This is a genomic window from Terriglobia bacterium (genome assembly GCA_020072785.1).
Lineage (GTDB): Bacteria > Acidobacteriota > Terriglobia > Acidiferrales > UBA7541 > Acidiferrum.
In genome coordinates this window covers 140697-162067 of sequence record JAIQGG010000002.1, presented here as the reverse complement: position 1 = coordinate 162067, position 21371 = coordinate 140697, and the positions used below count along the sequence as shown (strand labels likewise).

17 protein-coding genes are annotated in these 21371 nt (G+C 66.3%); 2 read left to right on the top strand and 15 right to left on the bottom strand.

Features of this window, described 5'->3' with window-relative positions; all coding sequences use genetic code 11:
* Positions 1–37: 37 nt before the first annotated feature.
* The 12 genes from LAN61_03980 to LAN61_03925 form a co-directional block, all read right to left on the bottom strand.
* Positions 38–778, bottom strand: a complete 741-nt coding sequence (locus LAN61_03980; GenBank protein ID MBZ5539663.1) for a 1-acyl-sn-glycerol-3-phosphate acyltransferase — start codon at positions 776–778, stop codon at positions 38–40.
* A complete protein-coding gene (locus LAN61_03975) occupies positions 775–1677 on the bottom strand; it encodes a diacylglycerol kinase family lipid kinase (protein ID MBZ5539662.1) in 903 nt (300 codons plus the stop codon). The genes LAN61_03980 and LAN61_03975 overlap by 4 nt, the downstream gene beginning before the upstream one ends.
* 29 nt (positions 1678–1706) lie before the next feature.
* The gene (locus LAN61_03970; protein ID MBZ5539661.1) at positions 1707–3416 is read right to left on the bottom strand and encodes an AMP-binding protein; all 1710 of its coding nucleotides are present in this window, start codon (positions 3414–3416) and stop codon (positions 1707–1709) included.
* Positions 3416–3658, bottom strand: a complete 243-nt coding sequence (locus tag LAN61_03965; GenBank protein ID MBZ5539660.1) for an acyl carrier protein — start codon at positions 3656–3658, stop codon at positions 3416–3418. The genes LAN61_03970 and LAN61_03965 overlap by 1 nt, the downstream gene beginning before the upstream one ends.
* Before the next feature lie 87 nt (positions 3659–3745).
* Positions 3746–5605 (bottom strand): CocE/NonD family hydrolase, encoded by a 1860-nt coding sequence (locus LAN61_03960; protein MBZ5539659.1) that lies wholly within the window; start codon positions 5603–5605, stop codon positions 3746–3748.
* A gap of 167 nt (positions 5606–5772) precedes the next feature.
* The gene (locus LAN61_03955; GenBank protein MBZ5539658.1) at positions 5773–6576 is read right to left on the bottom strand and encodes an enoyl-CoA hydratase/isomerase family protein; all 804 of its coding nucleotides are present in this window, start codon (positions 6574–6576) and stop codon (positions 5773–5775) included.
* Positions 6573–8342 carry an AMP-binding protein gene (locus LAN61_03950; protein ID MBZ5539657.1) on the bottom strand — a complete coding sequence of 590 codons (1770 nt, stop codon included), beginning with the start codon at positions 8340–8342 and terminating at the stop codon, positions 6573–6575. Before LAN61_03950 ends, LAN61_03955 begins: the two co-directional genes overlap by 4 nt.
* Positions 8343–8347: 5 nt before the next feature.
* Complete coding sequence (locus LAN61_03945; protein ID MBZ5539656.1) at positions 8348–9790, bottom strand: polysaccharide pyruvyl transferase family protein; 1443 nt, start codon at positions 9788–9790, stop codon at positions 8348–8350.
* Positions 9787–10950, bottom strand: a complete 1164-nt coding sequence (locus tag LAN61_03940; protein MBZ5539655.1) for an SDR family oxidoreductase — start codon at positions 10948–10950, stop codon at positions 9787–9789. Before LAN61_03940 ends, LAN61_03945 begins: the two co-directional genes overlap by 4 nt.
* Complete coding sequence (locus tag LAN61_03935) at positions 10935–13310, bottom strand: SDR family oxidoreductase (protein ID MBZ5539654.1); 2376 nt, start codon at positions 13308–13310, stop codon at positions 10935–10937. Before LAN61_03935 ends, LAN61_03940 begins: the two co-directional genes overlap by 16 nt.
* A 171-nt stretch (positions 13311–13481) precedes the next feature.
* Complete coding sequence (leuB, locus tag LAN61_03930) at positions 13482–14588, bottom strand: 3-isopropylmalate dehydrogenase (protein MBZ5539653.1); 1107 nt, start codon at positions 14586–14588, stop codon at positions 13482–13484.
* Between the two features lie 224 nt (positions 14589–14812).
* A complete protein-coding gene (locus LAN61_03925) occupies positions 14813–16021 on the bottom strand; it encodes a 2-isopropylmalate synthase (protein ID MBZ5539652.1) in 1209 nt (402 codons plus the stop codon).
* 116 nt (positions 16022–16137) lie between these two features.
* On the opposite strand from LAN61_03925, the gene LAN61_03920 reads away from it, so the two are divergent.
* Both LAN61_03920 and LAN61_03915 read left to right on the top strand, forming a co-directional pair.
* A complete protein-coding gene (locus tag LAN61_03920) occupies positions 16138–17022 on the top strand; it encodes a LysR family transcriptional regulator (GenBank protein ID MBZ5539651.1) in 885 nt (294 codons plus the stop codon).
* A gap of 157 nt (positions 17023–17179) precedes the next feature.
* Positions 17180–17989, top strand: coding sequence for a high-affinity nickel-transport family protein (locus tag LAN61_03915; protein ID MBZ5539650.1), 810 nt, complete (start codon positions 17180–17182; stop codon positions 17987–17989).
* Positions 17990–18013: 24 nt separating this feature from the next.
* Here LAN61_03915 and LAN61_03910 read toward each other — a convergent pair whose 3' ends face one another.
* The 3 genes from LAN61_03910 to LAN61_03900 all read right to left on the bottom strand — a co-directional run bounded on the left by LAN61_03910 (position 18014) and on the right by LAN61_03900 (position 21358).
* Positions 18014–18478 carry a PaaI family thioesterase gene (locus LAN61_03910; protein ID MBZ5539649.1) on the bottom strand — a complete coding sequence of 155 codons (465 nt, stop codon included), beginning with the start codon at positions 18476–18478 and terminating at the stop codon, positions 18014–18016.
* Positions 18479–18655: 177 nt separating this feature from the next.
* Positions 18656–20110 carry a hypothetical protein gene (locus LAN61_03905; protein MBZ5539648.1) on the bottom strand — a complete coding sequence of 485 codons (1455 nt, stop codon included), beginning with the start codon at positions 20108–20110 and terminating at the stop codon, positions 18656–18658.
* A gap of 90 nt (positions 20111–20200) precedes the next feature.
* On the bottom strand, positions 20201–21358 hold the full coding sequence (locus LAN61_03900; GenBank protein MBZ5539647.1) for a serine/threonine protein kinase: 1158 nt from the start codon (positions 21356–21358) through the stop codon (positions 20201–20203).
* Positions 21359–21371 lie beyond the last annotated feature (13 nt).

Below are 21371 nucleotides of genomic sequence, written 5' to 3'. Positions count from 1 at the left end.
GCGGCAATCGCTGAAACGGGCAACCGAAGGCCCGCCCCTACCCTCTCGTTTTTTTCAACCATTCCTCCAGCGGGGCGGCGATGACCGCGCGGACGCGGTCGCGCAGCGCGGGAACATCGTCCTTGGTGAGGCCTGTGGTCTCAATGGTGTCGTGAATGTAGACGGTGATGGTGGCGGGGCGGAGCATCCAGTCGCCGGTGCGATGGTGTTCGAACGAGCCGACCACGGTGACGGGAACGACGGGTACGCCGAGCTGCTGCACGACGCGGAAACCGCCGACCTGAAATTCGCTGAGGCGGCCGTCACGGGTGCGCTTGGCCTCCGGGAAGACGATGAGGCTGGTGCCGCCGTCAATGGCCGCCTGCGTGAGCCGCCACATGCGCTTGAGGTCGGAGGGGCGGCGCACGTCCGGCACGGGAACGTTGCCGAAGCGCTTCATCAGCCAGCCATACACGGGAATCTTGAAATGCGACTCCAGCTCCCAGCCGCGGACGAATTGCGGCAGCGCGCTATACAGCACGAAGGGATCGAAGAGGTTGACGTGATTGACCATGAAGAAGGAGGTGCGCTGGGGATCGAAGCCGGGGGCGCGGTGCACGACAAGTTTCGCGCCGGCCAGAAAGACGATGCGGCGGCAGAGGCCGCGCTGCAGCCAGTCATGCTTGCGCGGGTCGAGCACCGCGGCCAGCAGGATGAGGACCGGAACGAAGGTGAAAAAATGCAGCCCGCTGACCAGCCACAACAGCACGCTGCGCACGGCCGGCCACGCGCTTCTCATATGTAAACGTCCACGGCGGCGGGAAGAATATCCAGAGAATGGCAGTCGAGGGTGAAAACTTCGCCGTCCACGAGAACGTCCACGGGCGCGGGAAGATTGAATTCCACGCGGCGCACGGCGCGGCGCGAGGCCAGCGGGTGCTGGATGTGCGTGCCGTCATAGAGGCGGGGAAGCATGCGCACCAGCCCGAAGCGGCCGATGGGCCCCCAGCGCACGTACTCGATGAGGCCGTCGGTGGGGTCGGCCTGGGGAGCGATGAGCATCGTGCCGCCGGTGAATTTGCTGTTGCAGAAGGCGAGAAACAGGCAGCGGCGCGTGTCCCACTCGGTGCCGGCGTCGCAGCGCAAAGGGAAAGCGCGGCGGCGCAACTGCAGGACGCGCACGAAGACGCCGAGCAGATAGCCCAACTCGCCGAGGCGCTTGAAGCGGCGGTTGGCGAGCGCACCCACGTCCGCGGTGAACCCCACGCTCAGAAGATTGATGGAATAGAGCGTGCCCGTGGCGTGCGTGAGGCGGAGAAGATCGCAGCGGCGCGTGCGGCCCGCGAGGAGCGCCTGCATGGCGGCCTCCGCGCCGTTTTCGGAGAAATCGCGGAGAAAGGAGTTGCCCGTGCCGAGCGGGAGGAAAGCCAGCGCTACGCGGTCGGGAGCAGGGTCCGCGGCAAAGATGCCGTTGACGATTTCGTGGGCCGTGCCGTCGCCGCCCACCGCCAGGAACTGGCGGTAGCCCTGCCGGTAGCCCTCGTGGGCCAGCTCGATGGCATGCCCGGGTCCGGTCGAAGCGATGACGTCCACGCGCACGCCGGCATCGCGCAGGCGCGCGAGCGCCGGGCCGGCCAGCTTGGCCGAGCGGCCGCCGCCGGCGGCGGGATTCACGATGGCGAAAAAGTGTTCCTTCACAGTTCCTTCGCGAAGCGCCGGCAAACTCCTCACAGGGGCTGCATGGCGGCGTCGCGGTCCAGCTGCGCGATCCGCTCGGCGAGAAGATTGCGTTTGATCTTCAACGAGGCCGTACGGGGAAAATCCTCGGCCCACAATACCACGCCGTGGATGCGCTTGTAATTGAGCAGGCGGCTGTTGCGGGCATTGATTTCGGACTGCAGCTCGGGGGAGAAGGACTGCCCGGGCTCGAGATGCAGCACCAGGACGAGCTGCTCGCCGCTCAGGGAGCGCCGCGGCCAGATGTAGTTGGCGGCAAAGACACAGAACTCCCTGACCGGGAGGCCCTCGAAGACGTTCTCGATGTCCTCGGGGTAGATGTTCTTCCCTTCCTCGGTGACGATCATGTTTTTCTTGCGGCCGAAAAGCTGCAGGTGGCCGGTGGCGTCGAGCCGCCCGAGGTCGCCGGTCATCAACCAGCCGTCCACGATGGTTTCGGCCGTCAGCTCCGGCTCGTTGAGGTAGCCGGACATGACGGTGCGGCCGCGCACGGCCACTTCCCCGATGCCTTCGGCGTCCGGCTTGACGATGCGCACTTCCATGCCGGGGAGCGGCTTGCCCACGGTGTCTGCGCGGAACGGCCGGAGGTCGTTCACGGTGATGGCCGTGCAGGCCTCGGTGAGGCCGTAACCGTTGGCCACGGGAATGCCCAGGTCATAGAAGAACTGCAACGTCTGCGGCTCGGTGAACGCGCCGCCAACGATGATGGCGCGGAGCTCGCCGCCGAACGCCGCATGCACCTGCTTGAGCAGCAGGCGGCTGAGGGCGAGGCGCGGATGATCCCGCGTAAGCAGCTTGTTCAGGGCGATCATGGCGTTGAGCACCCGGCGCTTGAGCGGTGGCAGCGCGGCAAAGCGCGCCTGCAGGCCCTTCTGCAGATTCTTCAGGACCAGCGGCACCAGGCTGACATAGGTGATTTTGTACTTCGGGAAAGCCTCGCGGACGTATTCGGGGCGGAGGGTGCGCAGGTGCACGACAGCGGCGCCGCAGGTGAAAGGGCCGATGAAGCCGACCATGAAGTCGATGGCGTGGTTGGTGGGGAGAATGCTCAGGTAGCGCACGCCGGGCCAGAAGGGATAGAGCGCGGTGAGCGCGACGCACTGCGCGAGATAGTTCTCGTGGGTCATCACGCAGCCCTTGGGCTGCCCGCCCGTGCCAGAGGAATAGACGATGCAGGCCGCATCGCTGCGCTGGCGCAGGAGAAACTCCGGTTCGCCCGCGCCGCGGAACTCCTCCCAGCGCTGCGCACCGGCGAGGTCCGCGTTCGGCGGTGCTTCGCTGACGAGGATCGTGCGCACGGCGCACTCGGCGCGGCCGGGCGCGGCGGAGAGCTGCCGCCAGATGGGGTATTCGGTGATCAGCACCGTGGCGCCGGAGTGCTTCAGCAGCTGCCAGTGCTCGGCGGGGGTGAGCTTGTAATCAAGGGGCACCAGGACGCCGCCGCGGAAGAAGATGGCCGCAGCGGAAATCAGCCACTTAGACTGATTGGTCATGATAATCGAGGCGCGAGCGGCGGCGGCAAAACCAGCGTCCTGCAGGGCCCGGGCGAGCGGGAACGCACACTGCTGGAAATCACGGTAGGTGAGCCGCTCTTTCTCTTTCTCGCGGTCCGCCTCGATCAGACAGACTTCCCCGGCAAAACGGCCGAGGGCATCGTGCAGAGCCGCGCCGAGCGACTCATACTTGGTGAGGTCCAGCATTACAGGCGGGCCTGGATGCGGTCAGCGAGGGTGCGGAAATCGCTGACGCCCTGCACTTCGTAGTCGGGGAGCTCGATGCCGAAATGGTTTTCGAGGCGGGTGAGCAGCTCGAGGGCCTGCAGGCTGTCAATGCCCAGCTTCTTGAAGAAGTCGTCGTTCGGCGCCAGCGTCTCGAGGGGCACGTGGAAATGCTGAGCCGCCAGGGCGAGGACTTCCTGCGTGGTCTGCTCCAGTGTACGCATAGCAATGAATTTATCATCCCCGCGGGAGATGGAAAAGCGAAAGTGGCGGGGAAAATCCGCCTGTGCAGCGGCCCAGCCAGGGCCACATCAGGGGATGACCGGCAGGAGGATATAGGAGACGTGGGAGCCGGAGTGGTAAACGGTGTTGCGGGCCACATGCCAGACCGCTCCGTCAAAGTTGGCGCCGCCGGTGTTGAGGTTGCGGTCGAAGCGCGGAAAGTTGCTGGAAGAGATTTCCAGGCGGATGCGGTGGCCGGGGCCGAAGTAATTGCTGGTGGCGTTGAGGTTGATGTGCAGCTCGTAGGTTTCGCCGGGCTTCAGGAACGCCGGCTTGTCGTAGCCCTCGCGGTAGCGCGCGCGCTGGATGCCTTCCTGCACGTTGTAGGCGGTGCCGTCGGGATAGACGTCCACGAGCTTGGCGGTGAAGTCCGTGTCCGGAGCGTCCGAGCTGACGTAGAGGACGACCTCGACCGGGCCGGTCACTTCGGCGCCCTTTTCGAGGAGCGGCGTGGTGTAAACGAGGACATCCTGGCGCATCTCGACGTCGGACTGATCCACGGCGCCGGATTTCAGGTCGCCCAGGGCTGCGCCCCAGTCCGGTCCACCGGTGGAGGGCACGGGCGAGCGCGGATCGTAGACATAGTGGTCGGGAGTTTCCTCCGCGGGGCGGTCGAGGGAAAGAACGCCGTCGCCAAAGCGGCTGTTGGCATGCCCCTCGCTGCTCAGGTAGACCTGCATGAACTGGGTGCGGGCCAGAGGCCACTCGTTTTCGCCGCGCCACTCATTCTTGCCCATGACGAAGAGCTGCACCTTGGGCATTTTCTGGACGCCGTTGTCCGCGCCCTTGAGCCAGTGGTCGAACCAGGCGAGATAGAGACCGAAAAGATCGAAGCGCGCGTCGCCGAGATCGCGCGTACCCACCACGGTATGCTCCGTGGCCTGCTCGTAGCGGCAGTGCGTGGTGGGTGCGATGACGACGAACTGATTGTCGCGGGCGAGCTGGCTCTCGCTGTTTTTCTGCAGCAGGTCCAGGAGGCGGAAGGTGTCGCCCGCGCCGTAGTCGTACCAGGAATCCACGAACAGGGCGGGCACATCGAACTTGTCCGCGCTGGTGACGTAGCCGAGGGTGCGCCACCAGGGATCGCCCTCGGGGTGCGCGACGAAGTCGTCCCAGTCTGTCGCGGGCATTTCCGCGCGGCTCATCAGGCCCTTCAGCGGCAGGCTCCGCCAGAGCACGGGCCAGTCTACTTTCGGCGGAGTGAATCCGGCCGGAGGGGACGCCCCGGGCGCTGCCCGCGGCCGCTCCTTTACGCCGTTCGAGAGAAACCAGTCCGCGCTCGCCGCCAGCTCGAAGGCGCCGCCGCGCCGCGCGCCGAAATACTGCAGGGCGCCGCTGGCGGCCTGGGGGATCATCGCCAGATGGTGCACGCTGCGGTTCTTGGCCATCTCCACCTGGTTTTCGCCGGAATAGGAGCAGCCCGTGGTGCCGATCTTCCCGGAGGACCAGGGCTGTTCGGCCAGCCACTCGACAGTAGCCGTGCCGTCCTCGGTGTCCGCGGCGGAAACGGTGAAACTGCCTCCGGATTCATATTTCCCGCGCACGTCCTGCACGGCGACGACGTAGCCCTGCCCGGCAAAGCGCCGGGCGTTGGCGACGTTCCATTCCGCGTTTTTGTCGTAGGGAGTGCGAATGAGGATGACGGGGAAGCGATCCTTTATCTTTGTGACCGCGAAGCGGTCAACAGGGTTCGCGGTCACCGGGAAATAGAGATCGGTGGAGAGGAGCACGGAGTCGCGCATGGGCACGCGTACGCTCTTTTCGACGCGGATTTCATACTGCGGCGCGGGGGCAGGAAAGGAGGCCACGGGGAGCTGCGCGGAAGCCGCGTGCGCGCCGCAGAAGCAAACGAGAAACGCGGCGATTCCTCGAAGAACGGTACGGCGCATGAAGGCTCCTTCCTGCTGCGGACAAGGGAGCGATTTGCGTCCCGGGATTCCCGGGGATGCTTGTCCGTACAGTGCAATGTCGCGGCCGGGTTACTACTAACCATGCCACGTTCGCGGGGGTTTGCGGCAAGCAGGGCCCCAAACAGTAAAGTGGCGGGCGGCGGAGATCAGGGCAGGTAGGGCATGGCGTCGGTGGACGCGACGAATTTTTTGAGGCCGGCCATGACTGCGGGGCGCATGAATAGTTCACAGAAGATATCGATTTCACGGCGCAGCTCTTCGCTGGGGATGGGCTTGATGAATTTCTTGGCGGCGATGCGCGCGCCGGCGTCGAACTTGGCGACCTGCGCGGCGGTGGAGCGCGCCAGGCGGAGCGCTTCGCCCTCGGCGGCGAGCTGCGCAACGAGGCCCACGGCCTGGGCGCGCGCGGCATTCACGCTGCGGCCGGTAAGCAGGAGATCGCGGACGAAAGCGTTGCCCAAGTCGCGCTTGAGGCGGGGGATGCCGCCGAAGCCGGGGATCAGGCCGAGGCGCAGCTCGGGAAAGGCGAAACGGGCCATCTTGTCGGCAACGATGAGGTCGCAGGCCAGGGCCAGCTCGAGGCCCCCGCCGAAGCAGACGCCGTGTACCGCGGCGATGGTCACGAGCGGAGCGGCATCCAGGGCGTTCAGAACCTTGTGGATGCGCTCGAGGAAATCGCGCACGCCTGCCAGGCGCTCTTTTTCGGCAAGCGGAGCGGCGGCATGATACAGCTCGCGCAGGTCGGCGCCCGCGGAAAAGCCGTGCTTGCGCGCGCTGGAGATAATGCACGCGCTGGTTTCGGAAGAGAGCGCTTCGAGCGCGGCGGCAAATTTCTCCAGTTCCGAGAGCATCTCCGAGCCGATCTCGTTGGCGGGCTCGCGGTCGAGCGTCAGTTCGAGGATGCCCTCGCGCCATTCCCAGCGCAGCGTTTTGCCCGTAAAGGATTTCATGCCGGCTTCCTGTTGACCGCTTTGCGGTCACCCTGCTTGTTGGCCGCTTCGCGGCCACCTTGCTTGCCGACCGCTTCGCGGTCAGCCGTGACATCGTACATGGCATTGATTTCGGAAGCGAAGCGGGAGTTGATGGCGTCGCGGCGGAGCTTGCCGTTGGCCGTGAGCAAGCCATTTTCCGGGGTAAAAGCTTCGCCGAGGACGCGGAAGCCGCGCAGCTGGCGGTAATGGGGCAAACCCGGATTGACGGCGCCGAGCGCGGCCTGGACGGCGGATTCTTTCACGGCGCCGCTGACCAGCACACCCAGGTAACCACGGCCGTTGCCCACCAGGACCACCTGCTGCGCGGCGGGGAGAAGCTGCTGCAGCTTCTCCTCGATGGGCTCGGGAGCGATATTGTGGCCGGAATTGAGAATGATGAGGTTTTTGAGGCGGCCGACGATGCGCCAGTTGCCGCGCACGTTGACCTCACCCTGGTCGCCGGTGTGGAACCACCCGTCCTGCAGCACGCGGGCCGTCTCTTCCGGGCGCTTCCAGTAACCGGGGAAGATGTGCGGGCCGCGCACGAGGATCTCCTCGTGTTCCCCGATCTTCATCTCGATCCCCGGGATGGCCGGACCCACGAAACCGGGCTCGGGAGGCTGGCGTGGATCGTCCATGGTGCAGATGGCCGTGGTTTCCGTGAGTCCGTAGACCTGCAGGACGGGGATGCCCAACATGTGGAAGAACTGCTGGGTCTCTGGGGCCAGGGGCGCGGAGCCGCAGATGATGGCGCGCAGGTGGGGGCCGAAGCGCGCGCGGATTTTGGAAAAGAGGAGCATGCGGCCGAGATCGAACCACACGCCGTCGAAGGCCTGCCCGCGTCCGGCGTGTTGGCGCTGCCAGGCGGTGCGCGCCCGGGCAAACAGCATGCGGATGGGCTTGCTGCGCCTGGCGATGGCCTCCTCGACGCCACGGCGCACGCGCTCGAGCAGCGTGGGCACGTTCAGGAAATAGTCCGGGGCGGCGAGGCGCATGTCGTCCGCGAGGCGCGCGAGGTCCGTGGAGAGCGTGAGCTGGCTCTCGCGCGCGAGGCAAGAGAGGAGCAGTATCCACGAGCCGGCAAAATTGAAGGGCAAATAGTGGAAGACCCGGTCGGGACGGGATGCCGAAACCATAAGCTGGTTCAGCCGCGCGGTGGTGCAGCCGAGCATGTGATTGACGTTACCCAGATTCAGGCACACGCCCTTGGCCTCGCCCGAGGTGCCGGAGGTGTAGATGATGGTCAGGAGCGCGGAATCCTGCAAAGCCACGGGCGCATCGGGGATGGCTGCAGCCGCGCCGGCGGCGTCCCCGCACAAGACCTCCTCGAAGAGCACGCGCGGCGGAATTTGTGGTCCACTGAGCGGTCCACTGGGCGGCCACAGATCGGCGATGCTCTCCCCGAGCGGCGCGTCGCTGCAGAAGAGGAAGCGCGGCTGGGCGTCCTGGAGCATGGCGGCGAGCTCGGCGGGAGCCTGGCGCGCATAAAGCGGGATGACCACGAGGCCTTCGGCCATCAGCGCCAGGTCCAGTGCGATCCAACGGATGGAGTTGGGGCCGAGCAGGGCGCAGCAGTCGCCGGGCTGGAGGCCAGCCCGGCGCAAAAAGGCGCGGGCGTGGCGGACCTGGTCGAGAAGTTCCCTACCGCGCACGCTAGCCATGCCTCCAGCTTGCAGCTCCTGCAGGACCACGCGGTCCGCGGCCTGCTGGAGCTGCGCAAAGATGTTTTCGAGAAAATTGGCCATGGGAATCAGGATTGCGCGGCGCGCGCAAGCTCCGGAGCGGATTCGTAGCGCGCGGCGAGCGCGCGCAGATTCGGGCTGAGCGGCGGGAGATAGTCTTCCCAGCGGAGAACGCCGCTGCGCAGCGGAAATTCGGGGTACTGGCGGCGGACGGCATCCTCGAGGAAGACGCCCATGCGCGCCATGACCTTGAGGTTGCGCACGACGGTGCGCGCAATGCCCTCGCGCACGGCCTCCTGCTCCGCATGCAGGCGCTCGAGGACGGCCAGCAGCTTGGGCTCGAGCTCCGGGTCATCCACGGTGAGGAGGAGGTGCTGGTGGCCGCGCTCGGTCATGAGATTGTGGATGCGCTCGTCCATGGTGACGCCGGCAGAGGCGACCAGCCCGGGCATGGAGGTGACGATGCCGTGATAGCGCGAGGAGACCATCAGCGCGCACTGGCGCAGGATGCTGACGAGCTGGAACATATCGTAGTCGTCCGAGGTGAGCACCGGAGTGCCGGGAAGCAGCGCGGCGACGTCGCGGCAGGCGCGGGCGTCAAGCCGCTCCATGGCCACCAGCACGGGAAAAACGTTGTGGCGCTCGCGGAAGGCCGCGGTGGCACGGGCGAAGGCGGAGATGTAGTGGCGGTACTTGGCGTCCACGGCGGCGCCGGACTCGTGGAAATAAACGGTGCGGTACTGGCTATCCTGGAAAGCGCCGGTGGTGACGCGCGCCAGATACTTGGCGATGGAAGCCTTCACCGGCCACCAGAAGGGGTGGATGGGACACAGGACGAGGACCGGAGTCTTCTCGTCCCAGCCGGCTGCGCGGAGAGCCTGACGGCCGTATTCGGGCGGGTGCGGTTCGAAAGTCCAGGCGGTGTCCGTACCGAGCTCGGTGGGAACGCCCAGGCGGCTGAGAAGGGTCTGCGATTCGGGATTGCGAGTGATGATCAGCGAATCGCGGACGTAGCGCGCGCACATGCGCTCGAGGAGCGAATCCATGTGGCCGGCTTCGGCGCCGTAGCCCACGGAAAGCTTGTTCTCGGCGGAGGCGATGCCTAGGGAGCCGATCATCATGGTGGTGAGGGCGTTGGCGAACTTGCTCTTGAACATCGAGCCTTCGCAGGCGATGACTCCGTGATTGGCGCGCACCTCGCGGAAGAGAAACGGCGGGTAGACGTCGGGGAGATGCGCCTGGCGAGTGCCCGCGAAATAACCGCGCGTGCGCTTGAAGTTCTGGGTCATGACGCTGAAGTCCACGTGCTCGGCACCAAGTACGTGGCGCACCTGGCGCAGCATCTCCTCCACGCGGACGTCGGCGCCGGTGTTGCGCGTGCCGTTGTAGCCGGCAAAGAGCAGCTTGAGTTTTTCCCCGGGGGTCCAGCGGCGGCCGAGTCCGCACACCCAGCCGATGCGCGTGATCTCGATCAGCGCGCTGACCCAGGCAACGAGGAGAAAATCGGTCATACGGCGGCGCTCCCCGCCGCTCCTTTGGCGGCGGCATCGGCCGCGGCGCTGGCAGGCCAGGGCTGCGCCGGATAGCGGAAGTGGTTTTCGCGGCTGAATTTCAGGAGCGGATAGGCGTAGGCGGAAAATTTCGCAGGGGCCTCGCCCAGTTCGGCGACGACGCGGGAATTGTCGAAGACCGTGTTCCACACCAGATACGGCCAGAAGACCTGGAGCAGCGCCGCGCCGCGGCCCAGGGAACCGCCGCGCCGCGCCAGCCAGTTCACGGTGGAGGAAAACGGCCCGCCGAGTCCCGGCCAGTAGAGCGGGCGGCGCCATCCGCCGGCCTGCGCCAGGGCGTCGGTGAGCTCGCGGCAGGTCTGCGAGCCGGTCCCGGAGGACAGATGGTAGATGCGGTGCGCGGCCTGGTCCTTCTGATGAATAGCGACGATGGCCTTGCCGACGTAGTCCGCGGGCACAATGTCGATCCGGTCATCGGGGCGGAGCGGCAGCACGGGAAGGCTAGCGAGGACGGAGAAGGCGCGCACCATGTCGAACTGCGTGGTTTCCGGACGGCGGCTGTCGCCGAGGACGATGGCCGGGCGGAAGATGGTGCGCGGCACGTCGGGGAGCAGCTGGGCGACCATGTGCTCGCAGAATTTCTTGGTGCGCGCGTAGGGATCATAGTCGGAGCGGGCCCAGTCAATGGAGGCGTCTTCCTGGACGACTTCGTTCTGGCGGCGCCCAGCGACGGCCACGGTGCTGACGTGACTGTAGCGGCGCAGGCCGTGGCGATCCTGAGCGCGGCGGGCGAGCTGGATGACCTCCAGCGAGCCGCGAAGATTGACGTTGAGGCACTGCTTTTCCGATTTGCGGTTGAGCGAGGCGGCGCAATGGATGAGCGAATCGGTGGAGTCCACGAGCTCGTGGTAGTCGTCGCCGCTCAGGCCGAAGCGTTCGCTGGTGAGATCGCCGAGGAAGATGCGCACGCGGCCGCGCAGGTGCTCCTGGAATTCGGGAAAAGCGAAGTGCAGCTGCAACGACTGCCAGAGGCGCTCGCGCGCCTCCTGCTGCGTTTTGGCGCGCACCAGGAGATTGAGGGGCTCGCGATGCCCGGTGAAGAGCCCGGCAACGATGTAGCTGCCGAGATAGCCTGTAGAGCCGGTTACGAAGATCGCCATAGTGGATCGGAGTGCGGCGCGGAGGCGGGCGCGGCCGCCCCCACCGCTTCGCCCGGCCAGTCGAGCTCCCGCGGGGCGCGCGCCTCGAGCGGTCTCCCTTCCATGAGCGGATAGCACCAGCGCCGCAGCGCCGGAATGTGGATGTTAATCCAGTAGTCCCACCAGTCAATGTTTTCCGGAGCGAACGCGAAGAGCTCGCGTTCTTCCGGGGAAAGGACGGCGGAGAGCAGGCGGGCGTTCTCGGCCTCGAAAACGTGCTCGTTGTGGAGAATGAACGGCTCGTAGAGCTCGATCAGCTTTTCGGCGCGGATAAGGTCGCGCTCCTGGCGGGCCAGCGGGGGCTTTTTCATGCCCAGGGAGTCGGCGAGGCGGTTGATGCGGGAGACGACCGCCTTCTGCATGGGGATGGAGAGGCGCTCGTAGCGCAGCTTGGAGACCGGGATGGTTTCGAACTTGCGCTTGAACCAGTGCTCCATGCCCGGCTGGGTGCGGTAGTGCTTGCGGTGCGCCAGAGCGGTTAATTCGATGGAGCGGCCCATGTCGCAGGGACTCACGGCGGAGGTGGCCAACTGGTAGAGGCGCGCGTTGCAGCGGCTGACGACGGCGGCGGCGATGAGCGTCATGCCGCGGCAGACCATGTCCACGGGAATGACGTCGAGGCACTTGTGCTCGTTGGAGGGGAGCTGGCGGAAGTTGGTGCCCAGCAGATAGGAGAGCGGGCCGGAAGTGTTGATGCCCTCGTTCCACCCGGTGAAGGGCGAGCGCGTGGAGCTCTCCACGATGGAGGGGCGCACGACGGCGATGGCCAGGCCGCGCCCGTGGCGCGCGAGAAGCGATTCGCCGAGACTCTTGGTGAAGGTGTAGGTGTTGGGCCAGCCGAGATGCCTGGCGCGGCGCAGGCCCACGCGGGTGAGGCGGTTGCGCGCCCAGCGGATGCGGTTGCGTTTGAGCACGCCGTCCAGTTTGCCTTGCGGCACGTCCGCGGGGTCGCCGCCGCGGCCGAGGGCCTGGCGGCGCAGCGCGGCGGTAAGTTCCGGGCTTTCGGCGCGCTCCTCGACGCAGCGGATGGTTTCGCGCAGGGAGGCGATCTCGCGCTCGGCGTCAAATGCGGGGTCGTGCGCGGGATTGTAGTTTTCCTGGAGTTCCTCGGTGACGCGGCCGTCGCGCGCGCCAATGACGTAGCAGGTGGAGAGATGCATCAGCCCGGCGTGATCGCACTGGCGCAGGAACTCGAGCAGGTGCGCGGCGGAATCCACGTTAGAGGAGAGGGCGTCGCGCAGGTCGGGATTGAAATCGGTGAGGCCGGCGCTGTTGACGACGAGATCGAGCGATTTCCCAAGGCGCGCGCGCGTGGATTCATCCAGGCCCAGCCCGGAGACGCTGACGTCGCCTTCGACCACTTCCACTTTCTGCTGCAGGAAGGCGGCCAGGCCGCGCCCATGGCGTTCCTGGAGGGTGTCGAAGGTCGGCGACTCTTCCACGATTTTTTCGAAGCGCCGCCGCGCAGTGGTGGTGCGGTTGCGGCGGATCAGCAGGGTGATCTTGCCGATCTGCGGGATGTCTTCCAGGAGATTGACCAGCCAGACCTTGCCGATGAAGCCGGTGACGCCGATAAGCAGGACGTGCTTGCCGGCGAGCATCTCGCGCACGCGCAGCTCCGGGACGCGCGGGGCGGCGCCAAAGAGCACGACGGGGCGCTGCACGTTGGGGCTCGGGCGCGCCGCGGGTTGCAACGCGGCATCGGCCGAGTCCGGGGCACCGGTGCCGCCGAGCTGGCGCAGCAACGCCGCTTTCTCGATGCGGCCGTTCGCCGAGCCGCTGGAGAGCCAGGTGAGCGGGCCGCGCGGCAGGACCAGCGGATCGAGGAGCCGGCCGGTGGCGTGGCCGTCGCGGAATTCGAGGCGGTTGGCGATGAGCCAAGCGACGCCGAAATGCCGAGCCAGCGGGCGGATGATATGGTCCAGGCCCTGGCTGACCAGCGCGATGCGCTCCCCGCGGCGCACGGCCTCGGTAAGTTCCGCGGCGGCGGCCTGGCGCAACTGCGGCTTCAGCACGTACTGAAAATACTCTTCGCCGAGGGAGTCCAGGCGGTCGCGGCTGACGCCGCGCAGCAGCATATAGAGAAAGCGCGTGGCCCATTGGCGGCTGGCGGCAAAGACCAGCGGGCGCAGCAGGGCCATGGCGGCCATGCCCGCGCGACGGGCCCAGCGCTCGGAGAAGCTCTGCGCGTTCCAGGTAACGTAGCCGACCGGACGCAGCGCGCCCAGCTCGAGCAGACAGCCCTCCACCCGCCAATAGGCCAGCGGCCCGCCGGCGGCCGATGCGGGTTCCGTGCTTCGCGATAGGTGAGATGGCAACATGGTGCATTGGCGGACGCTCTGATTCCGCAAAACCTGATCTGGTGCGGAACGCGTGCCGCCGGCTGTCTTCAAACGTACTTGTGGTCCTCGACTGGAACAGCCCCTCGACTCAATGGAAGGTCAAAAGTAGCATCCTCAGCGACTTCTCGCAAGGCGCGGGGCAGCGCGGCGCTAAACGCCCCAGCCGTAGCGCTCGGCGTGGCCGAGGGTGAGCTGCATCTCCTGGCGGAGGTGCTCGGTGAAGGCGGTGGTGCCGACGACGCGGGAGCCGGGCTCGGCGATGTCGCCGGTGCGGTAGCCCGCGGTGAGGACGCGGTCCAGGGAGCGCTCGACCCAGTCGGCTTCAATGCCCAGGCCGAAAGTGTCGCGAAGCATCATAGTGACGCTCAAGATTGTGCCGATGGGGTTGGCCAGGTCTTTGCCGGCGATCTGCGGCGCGGAGCCGTGAATGGGTTCGAAAAGCGGCGCGCCGGTGCCGAAGCTGCCCGAAGGCAGCAGGCCGATGGAGCCGACCAGCGCGGCGGATTCGTCGCTCAGGATGTCGCCGAACATGTTGGAGGTCAAAATCACATCGAACTGCGTGGGGCGCAGCACCAATTGCATGGCGGCGTTGTCCACGTACATATGCTCGAGCTGCACCGAGGGATAGAGGTGGCTCATCCCCGTGACGGTGCGGCGCCACAGCTGCGAGCTGGTGAGCACGTTGGCCTTGTCCACCGAGCAGAGGCGGCGCGAGCGGCCCTCCGCGCGGTTGTAGGCGAAGACGGCGATGCGCTCGATCTCCGGCGTGGAATAGCTCTCGGTGTCGAAGGCGCGCTCGACGCCGCCGCTCTGCTCGTTGCCGCGCGCACCAAAGTACATGCCGCCGGCCAGCTCGCGGACAATTTCCAGGTCCAGTTCGCCGAGGCGCTCGCGCTTCAAGGGGGAGATGTCGCGCAGCGGCTCGCGCAGGCGCACCGGGCGCACGTTGACGTACAAGCCCAGCTCCTTGCGGATGCCGAGCAGGCCGCTCTCCGGGCGCTGGCCCACGGGCCGCGCATCCCACTTGGGGCCGCCGACCGCGCCGAGCAGCACCGCATCCGCCTTGCGGCAGGCTGCGAGCGTGGCCGCGGGCAGCGGCTCTCCGGTGGCGTCAATGGCCGCGCCGCCGAGCGGAAATTCCTGGAGATCGAACTGGTGGCCGAATTCCGTGGCGCACTCGCGCAGGATGGCGGTCGCGGCGCGAATCACTTCCGGGCCGACTCCATCGCCCGGCAGCAGCACGATCGTCTTCTTCAGCATGGTCACCGTGAACTCCCTCTCAGGGCCCGCAACGTGTCCTGTGCGCAGCGCGCCAGGCACATACGAAAATGGCTCGGATCCAGAGCCGCAATGCCCATGCCCCGGCTAGGGGCTTACCCAGGCACCCCGCTGCGGAGCGCGTCCGTTCCTATGATGCTCCCGGGTAAGGGGCGCAGCCAAGCGCCGCCGTGCGCGCCCCGCCGAGCGGGCGCGGAGGATCGTCAGGCCACCGACGGGGCCGGGGAAGCCGTCGCGGCCGAGGCCATGCCCGCCGGCTTGCGGCGCATCACTTCATGGGCAATGGCCACGAGGTCGCGCGGGCGCAGCTGCTTGGCCTGGTCGGCCAGCGTGGTTACCCGGCGGTAGCACTCGGCCAGCTCCGTGTCGCTGGGATCGTAGCCCAGGTCGCGCAAATTCAAGCGCAGGGCGTTGCGCCCGGAATGCTTGCCAAGGACCAGAGAGCGCGCCGGCACGCCCACCGTTTCCGGCGAGATAATCTCGTAGGTCAGCGGATTCTTGATGATCCCGTCCTGGTGAATGCCGGCCTCGTGGGCGAAGGCGTTGGCGCCGACCACGGCCTTATTCGGCGGAACCTGCACCCCGGTGATCTCCGAGAGCATGCGGCTGGAAGTAAACAACTCCTCCAAGCGTACATTGGTCTTCAGCCCGAAGGAGGCCTGGCGCACCGCCAGGGCCACCACGACCTCTTCCAGCGAGGCGTTTCCGGCGCGTTCGCCGATGCCGTTGATGGTGCATTCGATCTGCCGCGCGCCGGCGCGAACCGCCGCCAGGGAATTGGCCACCGCCAAGCCCAGGTCGTTGTGGCAATGCGCGCTGAAGGTGACCCCCCGCGGGTCGCCCAGATATTCGCGCACGCGGCGGAACATCGCCGCATATTCCTCGGGAACGGCGTAGCCTACCGTGTCCGGGAGGTTCAGGATGGTGGCCCCGGCTTCCACGGCCACTTTGCAGACCTGGCAGAGATAGCCGAGATCGCTGCGGCTGGCGTCTTCGGCGGAAAATTCCACTTCGCCGACGCGCTGCCGGCCGCGGCGGATCATGGCCCCGATGGCTTCGCTGGCCTGCTCGCGGGTCACGTTGAGCTTGGCCCGCAGATGGAGGTCGGAGGTGGCGAAGAATACGTGCAGGCGCGGATGCGCGGCGGGTTCCAGCGCTTCCAGCGCCGCGTCCACGTCCTCTTGCTTGGCCCGGGCCAGCGCGGCAATGCGCGCACCGCGCACCTCCCGCGCCACGGTCTGGACCGCTTGCAGGTCGCCCTTGGAGGCAATGGGGAAGCCGGCTTCGATGATGTCCACACCCAGGGCGGCCAACTGCCGCGCCATGCGCACCTTCTCCTCGGCATTCATGGAAAAGCCAGGCGATTGCTCGCCGTCGCGCAGGGTAGTGTCAAAAATGCGTATGAGGTCCATAGACCCCCCTAGTGAGCCAGTAGACCAGAATGGGGCCCGCGAGTCTAATTTATCTTTATTCTAGTTTTTATAATATTGCCTTATACTAGCGGCAGTCCCCTCCGGAGGTCGAACCCGTGGATTTCGGCGAATTGCAGATGTTTCTGGCGGTGGCGCGCGAGGGCAGCTTCTCCCGGGCCGCCGAAAAGCTCTACCGCACCCAGCCGGCCATCAGCCTGGCTATCCGCAAACTCGAGGATTCCCTGGGCCAGTCACTATTCGTGCGCGGCGCCCGCCCCATCCGCCTCACCGACGCCGGCAAGCTCCTGAAGGAGTACTCCGAGCGGCTCATCAATCTGCGCGACGAGGTCCAGAAGGGGCTGGCCGACCTGGAGGGCCTGCGCCGGGGCGAGCTGTCGCTGGGGGTCAACGAAAGCTCGATTCATGCCCTGATCCCGGCGTTGGCGCGCTTCCTGGATCTGCACCCGGGCGTGCAGATCCGCGTGCACCGCGTCTACTCGCGGGACATCCCCCACGAAGTGCTTAATTACCGGCTGGATCTGGGGGCGGTGTCGTTCGTGCCCCGCGAGCCGCAACTGCAGGCCACGGAAATCCTGCGCGACGAGCTGACCCTGGTAGTGCCGCCGACCCACGCCCTGGCCAAGCGCCGCTCCGTGGACATCGGCGAGCTGGGCAAGGAGATCTTCATCGCGCACATCGTGGAATCGCCGTTCCGCCGGCGGGTGATCGAACTTTTCGCACGCCACCGCACACCGCTGCACATGCAGGTGGAGCTGCCGACCATCGAGAGCATCAAGCGCTTCGTGCAGATGGGCAAGGGCGTGGCCATTGTGCCGCGCATGTGCGTGGGCTGGGAAGTGGAGCGGGGCCTGCTGACCGAGGTGAAGGTGAAACAGCTCAGCATGCCGCGCCACCTGTACCTGATCTCGCGGCGAGGCGCCAAGCTGCAGCACGCCGCCGCGGAGCTTCTGCGCCTGTTGAAAGAGGGCGAGGCCGCGTAAGCCCCGGAAAACTTTTTTCCAGCAAGGTGCCAGGCCTGGAACTCCTGCCGGGGGTAACTGCGGGATGCGCGCGCGGCGCGCTTCGGGTATGCTGCTGGGAGCCGCTCGCCGGGGTCCCCGGCGGGGCACCATTCCAGCAAGGGCAGCCTGCAAGAGTATGGACAGTCTTTTCGCCATCGTCACCATCGGATTCTTCCTGGGCATGCGGCACGCCACCGACCCGGACCACGTCGTCGCCGTCTCCACTATCGTCAGCCGCCAGCGCTCGGTCGCTCAGGCCGCTTTGATCGGCGTGCTCTGGGGGCTGGGACACACGCTGACGATTCTGGCTGTGGGCGCGGGCATACTTCTCTTCCATCTGACGATCCCCGCGCGCGCGGGCCTGGCCATGGAGTTCTCCGTCGGCCTGATGTTGATCGTGCTGGGATTGCTAAACCTGAGCGGGGCGCTGCAGTGGATCAGCGAGAAGTTCGCGCCGACGCACCCGCCGCACGCCGGCAAGCACGTCCACGTGCATAGCCACGAAGGGCACCTGCACTTCCACGCGCACACGCACGCGCCGCAAACGGCGCATCATGGCGAAAGCCTGGAGCCGCCGGCGTGGCTCCGGCGCGTTTTCGGCCGTCTCGGAATCTACCAGGCGCTGCGGCCGCTGCTGGTCGGAATTGTGCACGGTCTGGCGGGGTCGGCGGCGGTGGCCCTGCTGGTGCTGGGCGCGATTCACAATGCCCGGGCGGGCGTGCTGTATCTGCTGGTCTTCGGCGGCGGCACGATCGCGGGGATGATGCTCATCACCATGGCCCTGGCCCTGCCCATGACGCTCGTGGGCCGGCGCTTTGCCTGGATGCAGCGCGGCCTGAGCGTGACCTCCGGCGTGGTGAGCATCGCTTTTGGATTGTTTCTTTCCTACCAGATCGGCTTCGTGGGCGGGCTTTTCACCAGCCACCCCAGTTGGACGCCGCACTGAGCTGCGCAAGCGGCCAGCGGGGAATCAGGCGGGCCGGTCCGGCTTTCCCGGCAGGCACATGATGGTCGAGAGTAACGTGGCGCAATGCGTCTCGCGGCCCGCTTTGCGCACGTAAACATCCGCCGCGCAGATCTTCAGCGTCTTCCCGGAGCGCAGCACGCGCGCCCGCGCCAGCAGCTCTTCCCCATCGGCCGGCGCCAGCAGATTCATCTTGTACTCGACCGTCAGCACCGAGGAATCCTCGGGCATCAGCGTGTACGCGGCATAGCCGCAGGCGCTGTCGGCAATCGCCCCGGAGACACCGGCATGGAAGTAGGCATGCTGCTGCGTAAGTTCCGGCCGGTGCTGCGCGCGGATCTCGCAGTGTCCCGGGCGCAGTTCGGTGATCCGCGCACCGAGATGCTGCATGAACCCTTGCCGCGCAAAGCTCTCCCGCACGCGGCTTTCGTAAGACGGATCCAGCGCTGCGGGCTGCTTTTCGTGCTCCATAGCGCGGGAGTATACCTGCACAGGCGTTCCCGTGCGAGAGCCAATCCGGCTGGCCCGCGGCTGGCACAAGAAAAAGCGCGTGGTCAGCGGGACAAAAGAAGATCAGTACTTTGCAAGCACGAGCGGTAAGCGCGAAGACGGCGGACAGCCGGAGATCCGATCGCACGAGACCACGCCCTACGGTTCGGGGAGGTTCGGGATCGTCCAGACGTTGCTGTTGGAATTAACGGCGCCATAGGCCAGGAAGCGGCCGTCGGGCGAGGCGGCCGGCAGGCCGACATCCCAGGCGGCACGGTAGAGGACCTGCGATTCCCCGTTCAGGTTCACATGCAGGAGCAAAGCGCCCTTCGAAGAATTGCGGACCGCGAACAGGCTGTTGCCGTCCGCAGCCCACGCCAGACCGATAAGTTCCGTCACGCCCTTCAGAGAGAGGTCGCGCGCGGCCCCGCCGCCGAGCGGCACGATGCGGATCGTGGCCGCCTGCGTGTCGAACCAAGTGACTGCGATGCGCGAGCCATCCGGGGAGAGCGTCCAGGCCGGCTCATCGGGAAATTCCACTCGCGTGGGCTGGCCCTTCTTTCCCTGCGCCGGATCGAAAGGAGTGAATACCAGATGCTTCTTCTCTGCGTCTCCTTCCACCAGAACGCAGGATCCTTGGCGCGAAGACGGGCAGCGGAAACCGGGAACGTCGCCGATGTTGCGCTGGATATCTCCCGGCCAGCCCCAGCTCGCATAACCCTGCACTTCAAAGAGCGGCTCCGGCGGGCCGCCCGCCACGGGCATGCGCATCAGATGTCCGGAAGACGGCTGGGCCTCATTGGGCATTCGCGGCCAGGAAAGATAGACGATCCACGCCCCATCGGGACTCATCTGCGGCATTCGTTTCTCTTCGGGAGCAGTGCCCATGGCCTCGGCGGAGCGATCGGTCACCTTCTGCCTGTAGAGATCGAAATTGCCGTTGCGGTTGGAGTAGAAAAGCATGGTCTTGCCGTCGGACGTCCAGCCGCCGGGCCAGTCGTTCTTCTCGCTCAAGGTCAGCCGCACGGGCGTTTTCATCTGCGTCCCGTTCTTCTCGAGTTCTCCGACATACACATCGCTCTGGTCGCGATCATTCACGAAGGCCAGACGTTTGCCGTCGGAGGTTGCGCTCAGCTTCCAGAAGATGAATCCAGACCAGTCCGTCAACTTCCGGGGTTTGCTGCGCGGCGCACCGGTCTTCGGATCCAGGCGCAGTTCCCAGAGGTTCATATCGTCGCGATGCGGAGAAGCCTCCTGCGCCGAATAGACCAGACGGTTGCCGGGCAGCCAACAGAAATCCCGCACATCGGAATTGGCGAGGACCACAACCGGATTGCCGCCGTTGGCATCCCGGCCCTCCAGAGTGAACTCCGGATCCTGCCCCGTTTGGTGGATCCTCGTGAATAGAATCCGCTGCCCGTCGGGAGACCAGCTCGGCAACATGATCCCGTCGCCTTTCACTCCCGGCACAATCGTATGCGCCCCTTCTCCGTCCGCGTGCATAACCATGACTTCCGTCGGATGTTTGGCCAGGAACAGAATGCGCGAACCATCGGGGGAGACCGCCGCACCCCGGGCATCGTCGCGCAGCTTGCGGATTGTGCCGCCGATCACATTGATGACGTAAATTCCTACATGATCTTCCGCACCGACCGGCCCGCTTACCAGCAGTCTGGTTCCATCCTGGAACCAATCAAAGCGCGCTCACCGGAAACAGAATTCGTCGGGGATGGGCAGGGACTGGGTGTCGCCGCTGCCCAGCAGCCGCAGGTGCAGCCCTTCGAGATCGGCAAAGGCCAGGTACTTGCCGTCCGGAGAAAGCGCGGCGGTGAAGACTGGATCTTCCGCGGAGTTGGTGGTGATCTGCGCAGGGTTCAGCTCGGCCTGGGTAAAGGGGCGCTTGCCTTCGAACCAGCCGGCCTTGTAGCCGCTGAAGCCGATCACGGCCAAGAGTACGGCGGCGAACGCACCTGCAGCCAGCGGCCCGCGGCGCGCAGGAGAAGAGTCCACCGCAGCCGCGGAAGCCACCGCCGCAGTGCGCGAAGAGTCGCTGTCGCGCTTCAGACGCTGCAGATCGGATTCCAGGTCGGAGGCCGTCTGGTAGCGCAGTTTGCGGTCCTTCTCCAGCGATTTATTGATGATGCGCTCGAGCTCCGCCGGCAGATCGGGATTCAGGCGCACCGGGGCAACCGGCGCCTTGTGCAGAATCGAATCGAACATGGCCGCGGAGGTGCTGCCGGAAAAGGCGTTGCGGCCGGTGGCCATCTCGTAGAGCACGACGCCGAGAGAGAAAAGATCGGAGCGCTCGTCGAGTTCCTCGCCGAGCGCCTGCTCGGGCGACATGTAGGCCACCGTGCCCACAGCCAGCCCGGGGCTGGTGAGCAGATCCTCCCCGGGCCCCATGGTCGGCAGGTCCGATGCGGTCACCCCTCCGGGCACGCGCTCGCGCGGGCCGACCTTGGCCAGCCCGAAATCCAGGATCTTCGCCTGCCCGCGCTGCGTCACGAAAAGATTGGCGGGCTTGATGTCCCGGTGCACGATGCCCTTGGCGTGCGCGGCCTGCAGCGCATCCGTTACCTGAATGGCCAGGTCCACCAGCAGCGGCGTCCGCAGCGGCTTCCCGTCGATGCGCTCGCGCAGCGTCTGCCCCTCGAGCACTTCCATCACCAGGAACGGCTGCCCTTCGTAATCGTCAATGTCATAGATGGTGCAGATATTGGGGTGATTCAGGGCCGAGGCCGCGCGGGCTTCGCGCTGGAAGCGCTCCAGAGCCTGGCGGTCGCGGATCAGATCCGGGGGCAGGAATTTCAGCGCCACGGAGCGGCCCAGACGGTCGTCTTCGGCGCGGTACACCACGCCCATCCCGCCGCCGCCT

Excerpts from the sequence above, each read along its gene's own strand:
- LAN61_03915 (MBZ5539650.1), top strand. The coding sequence starts at position 17,180 with ATGGACAGTCTTTTCGCCATCGTCACCATCGGATTCTTCCTGGGCATG.
- LAN61_03945 (MBZ5539656.1), bottom strand. The coding sequence starts at position 9,790 with ATGACCGATTTTCTCCTCGTTGCCTGGGTCAGCGCGCTGATCGAGATC.
- LAN61_03935 (MBZ5539654.1), bottom strand. The coding sequence starts at position 13,310 with ATGTTGCCATCTCACCTATCGCGAAGCACGGAACCCGCATCGGCCGCC.
- LAN61_03970 (MBZ5539661.1), bottom strand. The coding sequence starts at position 3,416 with ATGCTGGACCTCACCAAGTATGAGTCGCTCGGCGCGGCTCTGCACGAT.
- LAN61_03910 (MBZ5539649.1), bottom strand. The coding sequence starts at position 18,478 with ATGGAGCACGAAAAGCAGCCCGCAGCGCTGGATCCGTCTTACGAAAGC.
- LAN61_03965 (MBZ5539660.1), bottom strand. The coding sequence starts at position 3,658 with ATGCGTACACTGGAGCAGACCACGCAGGAAGTCCTCGCCCTGGCGGCT.
- LAN61_03955 (MBZ5539658.1), bottom strand. The coding sequence starts at position 6,576 with ATGAAATCCTTTACGGGCAAAACGCTGCGCTGGGAATGGCGCGAGGGC.
- LAN61_03925 (MBZ5539652.1), bottom strand. The coding sequence starts at position 16,021 with ATGGACCTCATACGCATTTTTGACACTACCCTGCGCGACGGCGAGCAA.
- LAN61_03960 (MBZ5539659.1), bottom strand. The coding sequence starts at position 5,605 with ATGCGCCGTACCGTTCTTCGAGGAATCGCCGCGTTTCTCGTTTGCTTC.
- LAN61_03900 (MBZ5539647.1), bottom strand. The coding sequence starts at position 21,358 with ATGGGCGTGGTGTACCGCGCCGAAGACGACCGTCTGGGCCGCTCCGTG.
- LAN61_03950 (MBZ5539657.1), bottom strand. The coding sequence starts at position 8,342 with ATGGCCAATTTTCTCGAAAACATCTTTGCGCAGCTCCAGCAGGCCGCG.
- LAN61_03940 (MBZ5539655.1), bottom strand. The coding sequence starts at position 10,950 with ATGGCGATCTTCGTAACCGGCTCTACAGGCTATCTCGGCAGCTACATC.
- LAN61_03980 (MBZ5539663.1), bottom strand. The coding sequence starts at position 778 with ATGAGAAGCGCGTGGCCGGCCGTGCGCAGCGTGCTGTTGTGGCTGGTC.